At 61.7% G+C, this 15,789-nt stretch carries 6 protein-coding genes; all 6 read left to right on the top strand.

Features of this window, described 5'->3' with window-relative positions; translation table 11 throughout:
* Positions 1-787: 787 nt before the first annotated feature.
* From dpdE to dpdJ, 6 genes are read left to right on the top strand one after another with little or no spacing between them, the layout of a single operon-like run.
* Entirely contained in the window at positions 788-4,120 is a 3,333-nt protein-coding gene (gene dpdE / locus NOSIN_RS26485) for a protein DpdE (protein ID WP_309232806.1), read from the top strand.
* Positions 4,113-6,698 (top strand): protein DpdF, encoded by a 2,586-nt coding sequence (gene dpdF / locus NOSIN_RS26480; RefSeq protein ID WP_077693806.1) that lies wholly within the window; start codon positions 4,113-4,115, stop codon positions 6,696-6,698. The genes dpdE and dpdF overlap by 8 nt, the downstream gene beginning before the upstream one ends.
* The gene (gene dpdG, locus NOSIN_RS26475) at positions 6,699-7,583 is read left to right on the top strand and encodes a protein DpdG (RefSeq protein ID WP_077693798.1); all 885 of its coding nucleotides are present in this window, start codon (positions 6,699-6,701) and stop codon (positions 7,581-7,583) included.
* A complete protein-coding gene (gene dpdH, locus NOSIN_RS26470) occupies positions 7,576-10,626 on the top strand; it encodes a protein DpdH (RefSeq protein WP_077693797.1) in 3,051 nt (1,016 codons plus the stop codon). Before dpdG ends, dpdH begins: the two co-directional genes overlap by 8 nt.
* On the top strand, positions 10,623-11,303 hold the full coding sequence (locus tag NOSIN_RS26465) for a hypothetical protein (protein ID WP_143833088.1): 681 nt from the start codon (positions 10,623-10,625) through the stop codon (positions 11,301-11,303). The genes dpdH and NOSIN_RS26465 overlap by 4 nt, the downstream gene beginning before the upstream one ends.
* Complete coding sequence (gene dpdJ, locus NOSIN_RS26460) at positions 11,303-15,787, top strand: protein DpdJ (protein ID WP_077693795.1); 4,485 nt, start codon at positions 11,303-11,305, stop codon at positions 15,785-15,787. Before NOSIN_RS26465 ends, dpdJ begins: the two co-directional genes overlap by 1 nt.
* Positions 15,788-15,789 lie beyond the last annotated feature (2 nt).

Genomic DNA, 15,789 nt, shown 5'->3' with positions numbered 1-15,789 from the left:
GGACACCCCATATGTGAGGGGCATCCATATCGGGGCTTATGTGGTTCCGTTTTTCGTTCATTTCGGCCCTGGTTTGCGCTCGTATTGATATGCGCTTTTCAGTTCCGTCGGTGTAAAAATCCAAGAAAGATCGGACTTTTTAAAGACGGGGAAGGTATCATTGCCAGTACACGACCTGGCTCAGAACGAAGTCGCTCCGCAGAAGGAAGTCAGCCCCTTGCGCAGGTGCACGGTCAAGGGTGGCGTGGCGGGGATGGGGCCCACGGCCGCCAGTGCCCAGAGGCCCCAGTAGAGTTACTTTGAGCGACTCGTGTCGGCGGCCAGACGACTGGTAGTGCAGATCGGCGCCAACTGGCTACTAAGGAGCACCGCAAGGCCACGCTCCGTTGGGTACTCCTCGTCGAGTCACTGAAAACAGCAGCAACACTTGCCCATACGCCTCCGAGGCCGCATGATTGGTCATGTGAGGCACCTCCTTCACCCCAAGGCGTCGGGAGTAATGAATTTCCGGTCACCAAAGAACTTCCTTGGATTTTTATTCAAAAATCCTCCGTGTCAATGGGATGTTGGAAATAAATTAGTAAACCCCATGAAGGGATTTCGTGAGCAGTAAATTCAATACTAGATCCCAGTGGGTAGCCAAGCTCCGTTGGAGTTCGGTGGAAGCGAAGCAGACTTATATGTAAAATACCCCCTGCCGGCACTGGGTCTGCCCGCTCCTTTATTCTCTGCAAGAGAGCCCGTTCAAGGTCGGCACTATCCTCGTTCAAAGTGGAGTCAGTGGTTCATGATGTCATCCCACCTTGATGTCGGGCACATGGTTACCTACCCAGGGAGCCCCGGGGTTGGCCGCGTTGGGAGTTTCGATGCCCAACATGTGCGTGTCGACTTTTTCGAATCGGTTGCTGAGCCAGTCGCTCACTCTGTGTGGGTCGAAGTTGCCCGGTGTAAACATGTCCGCCTCGAAGCCGAGACTCGCGTCTACAGGCGTAACCCTGACACTGGGGTATGGCTGGCAGGGCGGGTCAGGGACAAACAGGGCGATGAGTACTTCGTCCGGTTCCCTAACACCGAGTACGATTTTCCGATTCCCGAACCAGAGTTGCATGTGCGATGGGACCGACCAGTCCAGGCCCCCGTCACGGTGCTCACCAGCGGTGGCAGCGAGTCTGCTTACCGCGATGCACGGATGGGCATGCTGCATGACTTGATCGGCCAACGGGCTGCCAGCGCCAGCATCTTCTCTTTCCTGTCCTCCGCGGTCGAGTTGTACCCGCATCAGGTGCACGCAGCGCTGACCGTGCTCTCAGACCCCGTCCAGCGTTACCTACTCGCCGACGAAGTGGGACTCGGCAAGACCATCGAGGCAGGGTTCGTTATCAGGCAGGTCCTCATCGATGACCCCGAAGCGAAGATCACCATCCTGGCCCCCGACGTCTTGCGCCACCAGTGGATCCGTGAACTGACGGAGAAGTTCTTCATCGATGACTTTCCCAAAGCACGGGTCCGAGTCTCGGCCCACGAGAGTCCCGAGCGGTGGGAGAGGCACCATGGCTGCGATCTCGTCGTCGTCGACGAAGCCCACCGACTGGTCCAGGTGCAAGGGCCGGAGGAGACGCCCTATCGGGAACTGTGCGCACTAGCCCACTCCACGCCGCGTGTCCTCCTGCTGTCGGCTACCCCTGTCACGTCGCACTACACGACTCACCTTGGTCTGTTGCACCTGCTCGATCCCACTCTGTACCGCTGGACCGATCGGGAATCTTTCGAACACCGGTACAAACTGCGCGCCCGGTTGGCCGACAGTGTGTACGGGCTTGATGCGGATTACACCTACCTGCTGCCCTCCTCAATCGAAGAGGTCCGTGACCAACTACCGAAGGAAGATCACCAGTTCGAGTGGTTGAGCGCCCAAATCCTGGAACTTCTCGATGAGGAGGACGAGCTCAGGGTCGATGCTGAGCACTCCGAACTAGTTTCCCGGGTCGAGGCGTTGCGCGGGCACATCAGCGAGGTCTACCGTCTCCACCGCCGCGTTATCCGGCACCGACGCGACAAGGTCCTAAGGGACGATCCCGACTCCGGCCTGATGCCCTACGAAGTACGAGGACGCCGCTCTCCTGAACCGCTTCTCCTCGAATCGACCTCGCACGCCGCCATCGAGGAAGCTCTGTTCGAGTGGCAAAGCCGAGTCTGGGACCACCTTCTGGATACTGGCCAGGAGGAGCGCAAACCCGAATACGCTCGTGCCCTGGCCATTCTGGTGGCTCGTGGCGGCGCTGTGGGCAATGACCTCCTGAACGCGCTGCGCTGGCGTCTTCACGGCGACATTGAGAGTGCGGAGGCTGCTGGTCTTGACACCAAGGAGCGGGCAGCCCTCGCCGCTCCGCCTGTTCTCCCCGTCGAAGGGGCCATCCTAAGAGAACTGGAGGAGCGCACCACCGGTGACGAGGAATGCAAGACCGCTCTCAACGCCCTTGTGGGCGCGATGCTACCCGTCCTCCGTAACAGCAAGAGGACCGTGGTCTTCTGCGGTGCGGGCACTCTTGCGGCCGACCTGGCAGCGCGGATGCAAAGCCGCTTTGCCAAGGCCAACATCGGCGAACACACCCGACGCCTCCCTCCGGAGGTGTTGGAGGCAGCCGTCTCCACATGGCTGTCTCCCGGTGAGGGCAACGGCGGCAAAGCAGTGCTCATCGTGGACGACTCAGGAGAGGACGGCCTCAACCTCCAGGCCGCTGACGCGGTCATCCACGTACGTTCCCCCTGGTCCCCTAACCAGTTCGAACAGCGCCTCGGGCGCGTCGACCGCTATCGCGGCGCCGAATCCTTGGAACAGGACAAGCCCGCCCGCCAATACCGGATCAGGGGTGTCAACACGGAGGAGTCGTTCCTCGACTCCTGGGCTGATCTCTTGGAGAAGGGGTACCGGATCTTCTCCGAATCCGTGTCGGCTCTCCAGGATGCGATCGCCCAAGGCATCACTCGTACCTGGGAAAGCGGTCTAGAGGACGGTCCTGCGGGGCTGACAACGAGTGCGGACCAAGTACGTACGGACTTGGATACCGCGCGCGGAGAGATCGACAAGATGGACATGCTCGAGTCCATCCACATGGCGACCATCGAGGATCACGACATCGCTCAGGCACTTGGCGAGTTCGAGGCGCGATGGAAGGAAACCCGTGAGGTGATGCTGAACTACACCTCGGGGATGGGAGGCATCAAACTCCGCCACTACGACCGTCAGGTCAAGGGGTGTGCAGTAGAGGTCTTCGATATCGCGAATGCCCGACCGCTGGTCGATCCGAGGCTCTGGGCCAAGGGTACAGAACACCTCACTTCCGACTCCACCAGGGCGGGATTCAACCGCTCCGCCGTCCTCAAGGCTCCGGGAACACGGCTCTTTCGCCGTGGAAACCCCCTGGTAGACGTGCTCTCCTCCGCTATCGCCATTGATGACCGAGGTCAGGCCGCCGCCTTCCGCCGGATTGACCGCAGCATGAAAGAGGGAGAGGAGCCAGTCCCCTACTTTGGCTTCGACTACCTGGTGGAGGCGAATATCGAGGATGCCTTGGCCCTTGTCACGGACCGACCCGAAGCCGAGAACGCGCTGCGGCGCCAAGCGGACCGCATCTTCCCACCGTTCATGCTCAAGGTCTGGGTCCAGGCCGGCAGCATCACTCCCATCACCGCACCTCAGCCGTACAGGTGGCTCAACCGGCCGTATACGAAGCAGCCGTCCCAGCGACAGCCCGGGGATCAGAACTACAACTTCACGCGCACCGCTGAACTGCTCCAGGTGTTCGGCGGATGGAACACTTATCGCAAGGCAGCTGAATCTGCCCAACAGGTGTCCCGAGAACGGTTGTCGGAAGCCACCGATCTGGATCAGAAGTGTGCACAAGCACAGGAAGAAGCTCGACGGCGCATCGCTGTGTCCAAAGCACAGGCACAGGCCCGCCAAGCAGCAGGCCACCTGGTAGGCGACGCCGAGAACTCATTCCTGGACGTCAACGTTACAGACTTGCTTATCGAAGGGCTCTTCCATCCTGTTGTCCGTGTGGTAGCCGCGACGTGCATCGTTCGCAGTGGCTTGGAAAGGGTGCGACGTGATGCTTGACGGATGGAGTGAGGCGAACCGACTCTTCAGCGAGTGGCCTGCGGTCTCTCCTATCCCTGAAGCTACGGGTACTGCTCGCCGTTTGGGGGACGCCCTACTTGGCCTACGCGACGGGGCCACAGGGTGGCGGGACATCGTTGCCCTCATACGCCAGATCCTGCTGGAGGCCGATGCTCAAGGGAACCGGTCCCCGCTGACGGTGCCGAACGGTCTGGGACTGCCCACCGCCGAGCAGTGGGAACAGGGCCTCTGCCAGGTCATCCCCACTTCTGACGGTGGACTCACAGTGTTGGGTGCCAAGCCCTGGTATCCATCCGCTCCAGAGGGACCCGCCCACGAAGCCGCAGAAGAGGACATGCGACAGGTCCTCCTCGGCCACGACTCCAACCAGCGGCGCAGCCTCAGCGACTGCGCAAATGACCCCTACTGGGGTGAGATGTTCGGGCCCGGCTACGACCATTACCTGTCCGTCGGGCAGCGCCAAGCGGCGCGGACAGTCGCACTGGCTCCCTCTGGCAGCACGACCATTGTGTGTCTGCCTACCGGCCACGGCAAGACCAATGTGGCGCTCGCCGCCGCACTGCTCAGGGGGCGTAGGAACGGTGTCTCCGTCATCGTCGTACCGACCGTCGTGCTCGCGATCGACATGGAGCGGCGGATCCGGAAAATCATCGAATCGCAGGGACGCGGCTCACCAAGTGGTCACTACGCCTACACCGGTAATCTGCCCGCAGACGTCAAGGAGCAGTTGCGGGAGGACACCCGGTCGGGCCGCCAGAAGGTACTGATCACCTCCCCCGAGGCCATCGCCGCCAGCTTGAAGGAACCCTTGGCGAAAGCGGCAGAGGACGGCCTCCTCCACTACTTCGTCATCGATGAGGCGCACCTCGTCGAGCAGTGGGGCAACCAGTTCCGGCCTGCGTTCCAGACGATCGCCAGCCAACGCCGAGCCTGGCTGCGCAACGCACCCGAGGGACATGCGCCACGAACGGTCGCCATGAGCGCTACCCTCACCGAGCACCAAGTGGAGACACTGCGCGGCCTGTTCGGCGATCCCGGTCCGGTGGAGATCGTCTGGGCCTCTCAGATTCGGAGCGAGCCGAGCTACTACATCGATACGTTCCCGAATGAGGAGTCTCGCACGGAGGCGGTGCTGAAGGCCGTGACCCTGCTGCCACGGCCGATGGCCCTTTACGTGTCCAAGGTCGAGAGCGCTCGGAAATGGGCGGACCTGCTCCGTGACGAGGGCCTGACGCGTGTGGGTGAGGTGACCGGGCATTCTCCCGATGAGGAACGACGTACCGCGGTCGAGGGTTGGGGAGGGGGTTCTGCGGACGGGGCGACACGGTTCGACGTCATCGTTGGCACGTCAGCCTTCGGCCTCGGCGTCGACCTGCCCGACGTCAAGACGGTCGTACATGCGTGCATGCCGGAGACAGTCGACCGCTACTACCAGGAAGTCGGCCGTGGAGGGCGGAACGGTAGCCCGTCCCTCGCCTATCTGGCCACCGTTCCCAGTGACATCCACACCGCTGAGGGGTTGAACGCGCAGGCGATTCTCACTGCTGAGACGGCTTGGAAGCGTTGGCAGGGCATGTTCCAAAACAGAGTCGGTCAGGACGACGGAAACATGTACCACCTCAAACTCGACGAGGTCCCGCACTACCTTGGCTCCGGTTACGAGTGGAATCAGCGGTGGAACACCAACACACTCAACCTTATGGCCAGGGCACGGTTGATTGAAATGTCCTCACCAGAAGCACCACGGCGCGAACCGGACGAGTCGGAAAGCACCTGGCGGGAGCAACTGCAGGCCTTCTACGAGACCGTCAACTCAAGGGTCGACGTCCTCCTTACGGATGGCCGAACGAACGGCTTTGCCTACTTCGAGGAGCGGATCAACGCGACACGGAGTAAAATCCTCGGTAGCCAGAAGGCGGCCCTTGACCGGTTGCGCTCCGCTCTACGCGGAGACCGGTGCATCGGGGACGTACTCGCGGACTACTACACCGTGGACGGGCTGAGGACGTCACCGACGTGCCGGGGTTGCCCGAACTGCCGTCGGGGAGGGCTTCCAGAAGGCGATTCCGGGACGTTCTACTCCACGGGTTGGCAGCCGACCCCGGGAGTGGCGGTCTGGCCCGGCAGTTCCGACCCCCTCGCAAGCTTCCGTGAGCCGAGGCAGACGTGCCTCAGCATCTCCTGGGGGACGGAGCGCGAACGTAAAGATGTCGTTCCAGACCTGCTGAGGCAACTGTTCCGTAGAGGTGTCACGGTCGTTGGCGGCCCTGGAATGGATGCGGAGGAAGTACGTGAGATCCAGGAGGACGTTCTCCCTCACCCAGTGATACACGACAGTGACGGGGATCTGATGGACACCCACCCGCTTCCTGTGATCTGGGTGCTCGGTTCCGAGAACCTCGTTATGGACGATCGACTCCGTTCACGCTTCGAAAGCTCGGACATCCTCTACCTCCTCCATTTGCACCAACTCGAACACCCGGACAGACCCGGGACCCCCTTAATCGACATCCACACTGCCAGCATCACGGTCCAGACCGCCTGGGAGGCTCTGTAAGTGTCCCTGCTCAATGTCCATGACTCCCTACCGATCCCCATGTGGACGGTCATGCGTTTCCTCATCGCGCACAAACGGCCGATCAGTTTCGCCCGCGCCAAAGCGTTCGTGAACCCTCCTTCTGTTCGAGGCGATGGCAAGGCGTTTGACAACGCCGTCGGCAACCTAGAGGAGTTCGGTCTGGTGACTCGGACCGAGGATGACCGGCTGGGACTGTCCGAGGTAGCTCAGAAACTGGACGGTAACGATCCGAAGAGATTTAATGCTGTCCTCCGTGACGCCGTGCTCCACCCTGACCGCAACACCGGTATTGGTGACAACGACAGCCAGACCGGACCACGGGACCTCACCCGCGCCCTGGCCTGGTTCCTCTCCTACGACCCACACCACATAGCACCAAACTGGGGAGAAGCGCAGGCCCTGATGGCTAGAAACCCGATCAGGCCCGAGGCTGGACACGCAGTCGTGAACGACACCCGGTGGACGCGGTTCTCTCCGTGGTCTACCGCCCTCGGGCTTACGGCGCCCTCGACGTTGCAGGAATCTCGGCTGGTCCCCGACTGCACCACCGCGGTCAAGCAGGTTGTCCAAGCCTCATGGAAAGCGGGGGAGACGGTCAGCGCCGTGGAGGTGCTGGCCGTGCTGCGCGAGGCCCTCCCCGTACTACCGGGCGGTGCCTATGCGCTCGCCCTCGGTCTTCCATCACCCGGTAAGCACACCGCTGGCCCGGCACTGTCGTTCGCGCTCTTGCGAGGTGAGGACGAAGACTGGATCAGACTCGAACGTAACGCCGACGCCCGTTACTCCCTGAGCGTCCACGATCCAGAAGCAACACACCCAGTTCCCTACAACTCGATCAGTGTTCTGGAGGACCTCGATGGCTGAATTCAGCAAGGAACTGTGCTGGACTCCAGAAGACGCCGCGACCACCATCAACACCGAGGCTGTCGCCCCCTCACCGGCTGTTTTCCTCGCCACGCACACTCCGCTCCGCATCCGGCGGTCGCGTATCCAAGGAAGGTCGCTCACCCCAACAGACACCGTAGTCGACGAAGGGATGGTTCTCGAGGACTTCCTGACCCGCAGGCCCGACACCGGCACTCTCCTCATGCCGGTGGTTGGCGACTCTGGGTCGGGGAAGTCACACCTCGTGCGCTGGGTAAGGGAGAAGATTCCCGCCTCGGACAAACGCCAGGTGATCTACTTGGAGAAAGCTCGGACAAGCCTCAAGGCAGTCATTGAGGCACTCCTCCAGGGGATCGAGGACGAGTCCCTAAACAACCTCCGAAACACCATTCACTCTTTCAGTGAAGGGACGGACGAGACGACGCTGGCCCGCCGTCTTGTCAATGCCCTCAACGAGGCCCTCGCCGTCACCACGAGCAAGGATGCTTCGGGGGCGGCTCGTATGCTAACTGGCCCCAGAGGTCTAGCGACGATCTTGCAGGACCCCCATATCCAAGAACACATGCTGAGCAATGGAAAGTTCATCCCCCTGCTGGCACAGCAGTTGCTGAACGACCGTAAGGAGGCCTCACAGGAGCGCCCTCCCGGTTTTACAGTCGATGACCTCCCTCTGACCTTCAAGGACATCGACAAGACGGCTGCAGCCTCCCACAAGATCCTCAAACACATACTGACGAAACCAGAACTACAGACGGTCGCCGTTGACCTCCTGAATCAGCACCTAGAGACTGCAGTCCGGGACGCCTCTCATCTGGGCTCGGGGCTCTTGCACGAGGCCATGCTGCAGGTGAGGAAGGCCTATGCCCGTCAGGGAAAGGAGATCATCCTCCTCGTCGAAGACTTCGCCCTTATTCAGGGTGTGCAGCGCGAACTCTTGGACGCCATCACCGAGGCCGCCCACCGCGAGGGGGGTCTGCGCTTTGCTCCCATCCGTACTCTGATGGCGGTGACCACCGGTTACTTCCGGGAACTCCCTGAGACCGCGATGAGTCGGGTCTCTGCGGCGACCACGGGTTATGTGTACGACCTCGACGTCACATTTAGCGAGGAAAACAACGGTATCGAACCCATCTCCTCTTTCGTCGGTCGCTATCTCAACGCAGCGCGCATCGGACGTGAGGAACTAGAGCGACTGGGGCCGGGGAACGTTCCCAACAAATGCGACACATGCGTTTTTAAGGACCGATGCCATGAAGAGTTCGGCGCGACGGCAGAGGGGCAAGGGCTCTACCCACTCAACAGGTCGTCACTGATGCGGACTGTGCACTCTGTTGCACCAGAGAAACAGCCATGGGCCTTCGTTCCCCGGACCGTTCTCGGTAGTGTTGTTCGTCCTCTGTTGACGGACCACGCTACGGAGATTGGTGAAGGAACCTTCCCCAGTGACAGGTTTAAAGAACGCTTTCATCGGAATAGCGCCGGCTCCCTCGATGCCCCTCTCTCTAGTTTGGCAGAGGAAGAGATTGAACGTCTCGACAATCTGGAGCCCGAGCGCCGAAAGACTATCTTGGAATTCTGGGGGGACGCTCCCAGCGACCCCCACCTCATCTCTCCAGGAATCCTCGCGGCGTTCTCACTCCGCCCACTCCCGGAAGGTGAACGATCCACGCGGCCAAAGTTGCGGAAAACCGACGCCCCTTCTTCGGCGCCGACCCCCTCCCAGCCTCCCCAAGAGGACGGTCTTCCCAACGCACTGAGGAAGAGGCTCGGAGAAGTGGAGGATTGGCAGACCCTAGACCGGCCGCTTCCCGCAACAGTCGCCCGTGACATCCGGACGATAGTGGCCGAGTCGGTGATCCGACGTTACTCCTGGCAAGCACCGCCCATGAGGACACTGTCCAAAGGCGCCATCGGTAAGGCGTGGCCAAACTTTTCCACCACTGTATCGATCGAGGGAGCGGGAGCAGAGAACCTGCCCGGTACGGAATCCGCGCCCATCCGATTCGCACGAACTGCATCCAATAGCCTGTTCTTCCAAAGTTTGCTGCAACTCAAGGAAAGCAAGGGACACCCGCGTGCGGAGGATGTTCGGCGGCTGGCCCGGACCGCGGAGAGGTACTCGGGCAAGTTGACCGAGAAGCTTCAGCGCCACCGGCAGACCACCGACGCGGACCTCGTGCTCGGCTTGCGTGCGTCCCTTCTGGGTGCGGCACTGGCCGGGCGAGCCTGGCCTGGTATGGATGAGGCTGAACTCCTCTCCGCGGTTCTGGACGATGGTCAGGGCTGGACTCGCGGTGATGGCTCCGTACGTACTTCTTCGTGGGGCCAGATCCTTGGAGGCCATCTGAAAGGACGCGAGGAACTCGTCGACACACTGCGTTCGAGCCTCGGTGTCGGGCAGGGAACCGGCGAGGTCCGATTGATCGATACCGCCCGCGCACTCCCCCTCCTTCTAGAAGCCTCGTCGGTGTGGGCATGGGAGCCGGAGGAGGTTCCCAGTTGGGCGAAGGAGTCAGTCCAGGGGCTTTCTGGTTGGGCAAATCTAGTCAAGGACCAGTCGCACAAACTGCGCAGCCTGGTGGAGGACGTGCGACGAATGCTGCCGCATGGTACCTCCGGGAGCGAGACCGTGCAGACTGTTAGTAAAGCACTGGAAGAAGCAGGCAAGGTTGGCCTGGGTCTATCACACGATACGCGGAAGCAACTTCAGGCGATCATCTCGGACGCGAAGGAAGCCGATTGGCGAACCGTCAGCACACTTGAGGACGAACTTGCCAAAGCGGAAACTTCGGATGGGGAGAAACGAGACCGTCTGCGAGTGATGGCTGTGGTACGCGACCACGGGAACTCCCTTCACACCATCCACCAGTTCCTAACCATCAGCGACCAATGGCTAAACGAGGCATTGGATCAGGCCGCCATGCGCCATGACGCGGAAGGTGACTCGGCGGTGAGCGAGGTACAGAAACTGTTGGCTGAATGGGATGCCCTAGCCAATCACGAAGGTGAGCAGGAACAGTGACCGAAGCGAACTCCGTACTCGGTAAGGCCCTTACACTGCAGGGCGAAGTTCGACGACTGGAGGCGAGCACCCAAGGCGCCGAGGAAGCCAAACGGGTTGTCACCCGGGTGACTGAGATCCGGGCGGAACTCGGTAACATTAGGAGGCAACTCCATGTGGCCGAGGAACTCAGGAAGCACACCTCCGTCGAGTTCGGTCTGGCGGGAGTCGATACTGGGTTGGCCAACCTGAAACGGAACGCCATGGTCGGTATCCCGAGTAATCCGGCGTTCGTCAGCGCGCGTGGGAAGGCGAAGAAGACGGCCGAGGAGCATGCGACCCGAATTCAGGAGGCCTGGCGTAATTGGACCGCCAAGCAACTGGAGGGCCTTCCCGTGGAACGGATCCCCATGCTCGCCCTCGATCGGCAAGGTGATGCTCAGAGGACCTTCGAAGATCTCCGGCGTACAGCCGCACGTGAGGTCTCGAAATCCGACGTCTTGACGTTCACCGCGGAGTACAACCGACTTAGCGAGGAACTGCGCGAGGCCAAAGACGCGCCTGAGGAACTCAGCACCCTGGTGCAGCGGATTAACTCTGGGGGCATGACCTTGCGTGACCTGACGGACGAGGACATCGCTTTGTTGCGCTCATGGTCCTGGGACGGCCACATCACACTGGGTAGGAAGAGGGTGTAGTGGGGAACGACCTGCGGTTTTTCGGGCAACTACTGAACGACCTCGAGGACCTCGAACTTCCCCTGCTCTCCTGGGGGTTGACCGACAGTGCCTTGGCCGAGAAAGAGGTCCTGGAGACGATCGACACCACTCTGGACACGTACCCAGTGCCACCAGAGGACACATCAGCTGAGGACGTCCTCAGAGTCCTCCTGAAACAGGCCCTCCTGTTCAAGGAGCCCGGAAGTTCGCCCGCGCGGTACCGGAGTAGATTCGCCGAGACCTTGAGGCTCACCATCGGACTTCGACAACTGTTCCCGACGTGGCGGTTCGGGGAGGACCCGCCACAGGACTGGTGGCACAGTGGCAAACGGCTCATCGCCGACTACCGCCTTCATGCGGTTCCACGAAAATACCCGAAGCGGGACATACCCGCCGAGGAGGCACTACGAACCTTTTCCGAACTCCCCGGTTGGGGAGAGCGGTCCACTAGGGTTGCTGTCCAGCAGATTGGGGCCCGGGAGCTCTCTCGGTTCCAGGTGGAGGCCACGCGTTCCATCTTCGGTTCGTTGTCCCGCGGCAAGAACCACGGTGTGATCGTGGGCGCGGGAACAGGAAGTGGCAAGACGCTCGCCTTCTACCTTCCCGCCCTTGCTGCGATGGCATCCCGGAACCACAACCGCGGGGTGCACACCTTGGCCCTGTACCCGCGGATTGAATTGCTACGCGACCAATTGCGAGAAGCTGTCTCCACAGCGTGGGACACCGAGAGCGCTTTTCCTCGCCCACTACGGATCGCTGCCCTCTACGGAAATACGCTCAATGACGCGAAGGAACTTGAGCGCAAAAACAACAAGCACTGGCGTCGGGAGCGGGAAGGGGACGTCTGCCCCTATCTCACCTGCCCGCAATGCGACACAGGGGAGTTGCTCTGGTTTGACCGGGACCGCAGTCGCGGCGTGGAACGGCTCATCTGCCTGGAGTGTGCCGCGCAGATCCCCGAGGGGCGACTCGCGCTCACCCGTAAGTCTATGCGAGAGAGCCCGCCGGACCTGCTGTTCACAACGACGGAGATGCTTAACCGCCACAGCGCCAACCCTTACCTCAGCGGTCTCCTGGGGTGGACTGGTCGGCAGAATCCGTCACTGGTACTACTCGATGAGGTCCATACTTACTCGGGGCCGCAGGGCGCCCAGGCGGCCCTCCTGCTACGCCGATGGAGGTATGCGGTTAGATCACCGGTTACCTTTGTCGGGCTGAGCGCGACCTTGAAGGACGCCGGGAGGTTCTTCAGTCAGTTGACGGGCCTTCCGCTAACCAGCATCGACCACATCGAACCGACCCCGGATTGCTTGGAGGAAGAGAGTCGGGAGTACGCACTGGCGCTCCGCGGCGACCCGGTGTCGGGGACCAGTCTTCTGTCCGCATCGATCCAAACCGCGATGCTCTTCGGTCGTTTCCTCGACCCGAAGGGGAACGGCCCGGTGGCGGAGTCGCTGTTCGGCAACACCGGCTTCCTCTTCACCGACGACCTCGACGTCACCAACCGTTTCTACGATGATCTGCGCGACGCAGAAGGCGGGCAGTCCCGCTCCGGCCGGGCCGGACGCAAGGCTGTACTGGCCAGTCTGCGATCACCCGACCTACCCCAGAACAGGAACCGCTACAGGGACGGGCAGTCGTGGGACCTGATGGACAAGATCGGTCACTACCTCGACAGTGGTCTACGGTCCCAGGCTCTGATGATCGGCCGCACTTCATCCCAGGACGCGGGCGTACGGCCAGAGAGCGACCTCACCGTAGCGACTGCCTCCTTGGAAGTCGGTTTCAATGATCCCCGTGTCGGTTTGGTCCTCCAACACAAGGCACCCTACGACGATGCCGCTTTCATCCAGCGTCGGGGGCGGGCTGGACGCCGAAGGGGCTCTCGTCCCGTCACCGTGATCACCCTGTCGGATTTCGGCCGTGACCGACTCGCTTACCAAGGATATGAAACCCTATTTGCCCCTGAGGTCCCAGCCAGGAGCCTGCCGGTCGGCAATAGGTACGTGTTGAAGATTCAGGCCGCTCAGGCCTTTCTGGATTGGCTGGGACAATGCCTCCGGGTGCAGGGGAGTCGGTGGGACGACCCCCGCATCCTGCTGACCGAACCCAGCGGCAGGAACCTCCCGAAACGGAAAGAAGCGAGCAGCCACCTTGCTTCGGTGATCCGTGAGTTGTTGGAGCGAGAGGGTAGGCTCCGCGACAGCCTGGCCCGACACCTGGAAAAGGCCCTCCAGGTAAGCACCGACGAAGTACAGGTACTCCTCTGGGAGCAACCACGCTCCCTGATGCTGGGGGTCGCCCCTACAGCTCTGCGCAGGTTGGAGAGTGAGTGGACCCCGCTACGGAACGACCCCGGCGCGAACAGCAAAGCTGTCCTTCCGGAGTTTGTGACCCGGACACTATTTGCTCCCCTTAACGTCCCTGAGGTTCAGTTCGACCTCCCGTTCGACTCCGGTTCGGAACCAGAGACCATGCCCGTGGCCAAGGCCCTACGAGAAGCGGTTCCTGGGCGTGTGAGCCGACGGTACGGCTACCAGCGGGACGAACACCGCACCTGGTTGCCGGTTCCCGAGGGCGATAACGACATCTTGGAACTGAAAGACGTGGTGCCCGAGGCCGCCGGGCAAGGCCGATGGTGTCCCCACAACGTGGATCCGGACGCTGTGCCGGAGAACATGGAGGTCTTCCGGCCCTTCCGCATCGCACTGCAAGCTCCACCGACGGAGATCAACGACCGCTCCCAGGGACGCCCGCTCTGGGGAACGGAGATCACCAGCGATAATCCGCCCAGTGAGGCAGACGTTCCTGACCCTTCCCCATGGCGCAATCGCATCCACTCACTCAGCTTCGCTACCCACGCTGCCGGAAACCCCATCGAAGTCCGCCGGATGACCTACGGGGCTGACTGCGAGATCAGCCGACAGGGGCAGCACGGGCCCGAGCGCCGTACCATTCGTTACAGCTACAATCATGCGCCCGCCGCACTCGGTTTCAGCCTCGGTGTCGACGGCATGAGCGTGCGGGTTGCTCCACTCGATCTCTCCGACGCCTCGGTCCGGAGTTATCTTGCATCATCGCAATGGCGCTCGAAAGCGTTCTTCCGCGCCGTCGCGGAGGACATAGAACTCTCTGAGGCGACCAATACATTCCAGCGGGGATGGTTGGCCCTCATCTACATCACTGCATTTTCCCTGGAAGGGCTTGACGGGACACGAACACCCGAACAGACCCGGGCCTTTCTTGCAGACGGCTCCTGGCGAAGTCGGCTCGCGGAGATTCTCAAAGTGCTCTACCGGGAGGATGCCCCCGTCTCCCCTCAAGGTTCAGCAGCCACCGATAGGCTCATCGAGACGCTCACGGACCTGAGCCGAGCACCGGCCGTGGCCGCTGCCCTGGACCGGGCCGGACAACTTCTCGTTGCGGACGACGTCGCCGAACGGACCGCTAACCTGGCTCGGCGTGCCTACCGTGACACCCTCGCTTCCGCTGTCCTCGACGCTGTCCTCCGTGCCTGCCCAGACGCTCAGGACAATGACGTCATCGTCGACGTGGTGGAAGGAGGCCGCCCCGACAACCCCGACACGATCTGGATCAGCGAGACCTCGGTCGGTGGCCTGGGCATCATGGAGAGTCTGGTCCGCTTCTATAGCGAGGATCCGCGACGGTTCTGGTCCCTTGTTGAAGCCGCCCTCCAACCCAACGAGTACGAATACGTCGATTCCACGCTCACCCGACTCCTGAAGCACGTCGTTGAAGAAGAGCCATCCGGTCCGGCGTCCGCAGCCATGGCCGAACTCCGTCAGGCGCACTCTGCTACCGACTCTGACCGGGCTCTGGAACGCCTTCGAGGCGCCTGGGCTGAGTTGGACGGACCACCCAGGCACAGTGCAGTGGCATCCCTATCCACCCGTCTCCTACGGCCCGGGAGCGGAGCTGACCTCGACGCGACCGCCCTGAGCCTGGTGGAGGTATGGGACGGGCTGCAACAGCGTCTCGGCTTCGAAGTCGATGCCCGGGTCATCGCCTACGCGGTCGGGTCCGGAAAACTGGACCTCGGTGGTCGCTCCCTGACGGCGGATCAGGCATTTAGTGTGCTCTGGCCCCGTGGTGAACAGGCCCGCAACCACCACTTGCGGCAGTACCAGCCGTTCCTCAGCATGGACAGACCCATGGTCCTGGACAGGCTTCTCGTAGAGTCCGCCCATGACGAGCACCTTCCTCGCCTGGATGTGACAGAACCCGGTTGGGAGGCGGTGTATCAGGAAATCATCGCGAAGTTCGGGGCTGTGGACCTGGTATGCCCCTCTCACGATCGCCGGGCCCTCAGCAATGCCGTGGCCCGGGTGCCGGCCCTGTATGTAGACCGGGACGTAATAAGGATCTACGGTGAGGTCGGGGGTATCACTCGCCATGGCGAAGAACTCCGAGCCCGAGTGGAATTGCAGGAGGCAGAGCAGTGAGC

It is taken from the genome of Nocardiopsis sinuspersici (genome assembly GCF_001998325.1).
Taxonomy (GTDB): Bacteria; Actinomycetota; Actinomycetes; order Streptosporangiales; family Streptosporangiaceae; genus Nocardiopsis; species Nocardiopsis sinuspersici.
This window is presented reverse-complemented; position numbering and strand designations above follow the sequence as displayed.

Bases quoted from the DNA above. Each gene is read 5' to 3' on its own strand.
- dpdH (WP_077693797.1), top strand. From the start codon at position 7,576: ATGGCTGAATTCAGCAAGGAACTGTGCTGGACTCCAGAAGACGCCGCG.
- dpdE (WP_309232806.1), top strand. From the start codon at position 788: ATGATGTCATCCCACCTTGATGTCGGGCACATGGTTACCTACCCAGGG.
- dpdF (WP_077693806.1), top strand. From the start codon at position 4,113: ATGCTTGACGGATGGAGTGAGGCGAACCGACTCTTCAGCGAGTGGCCT.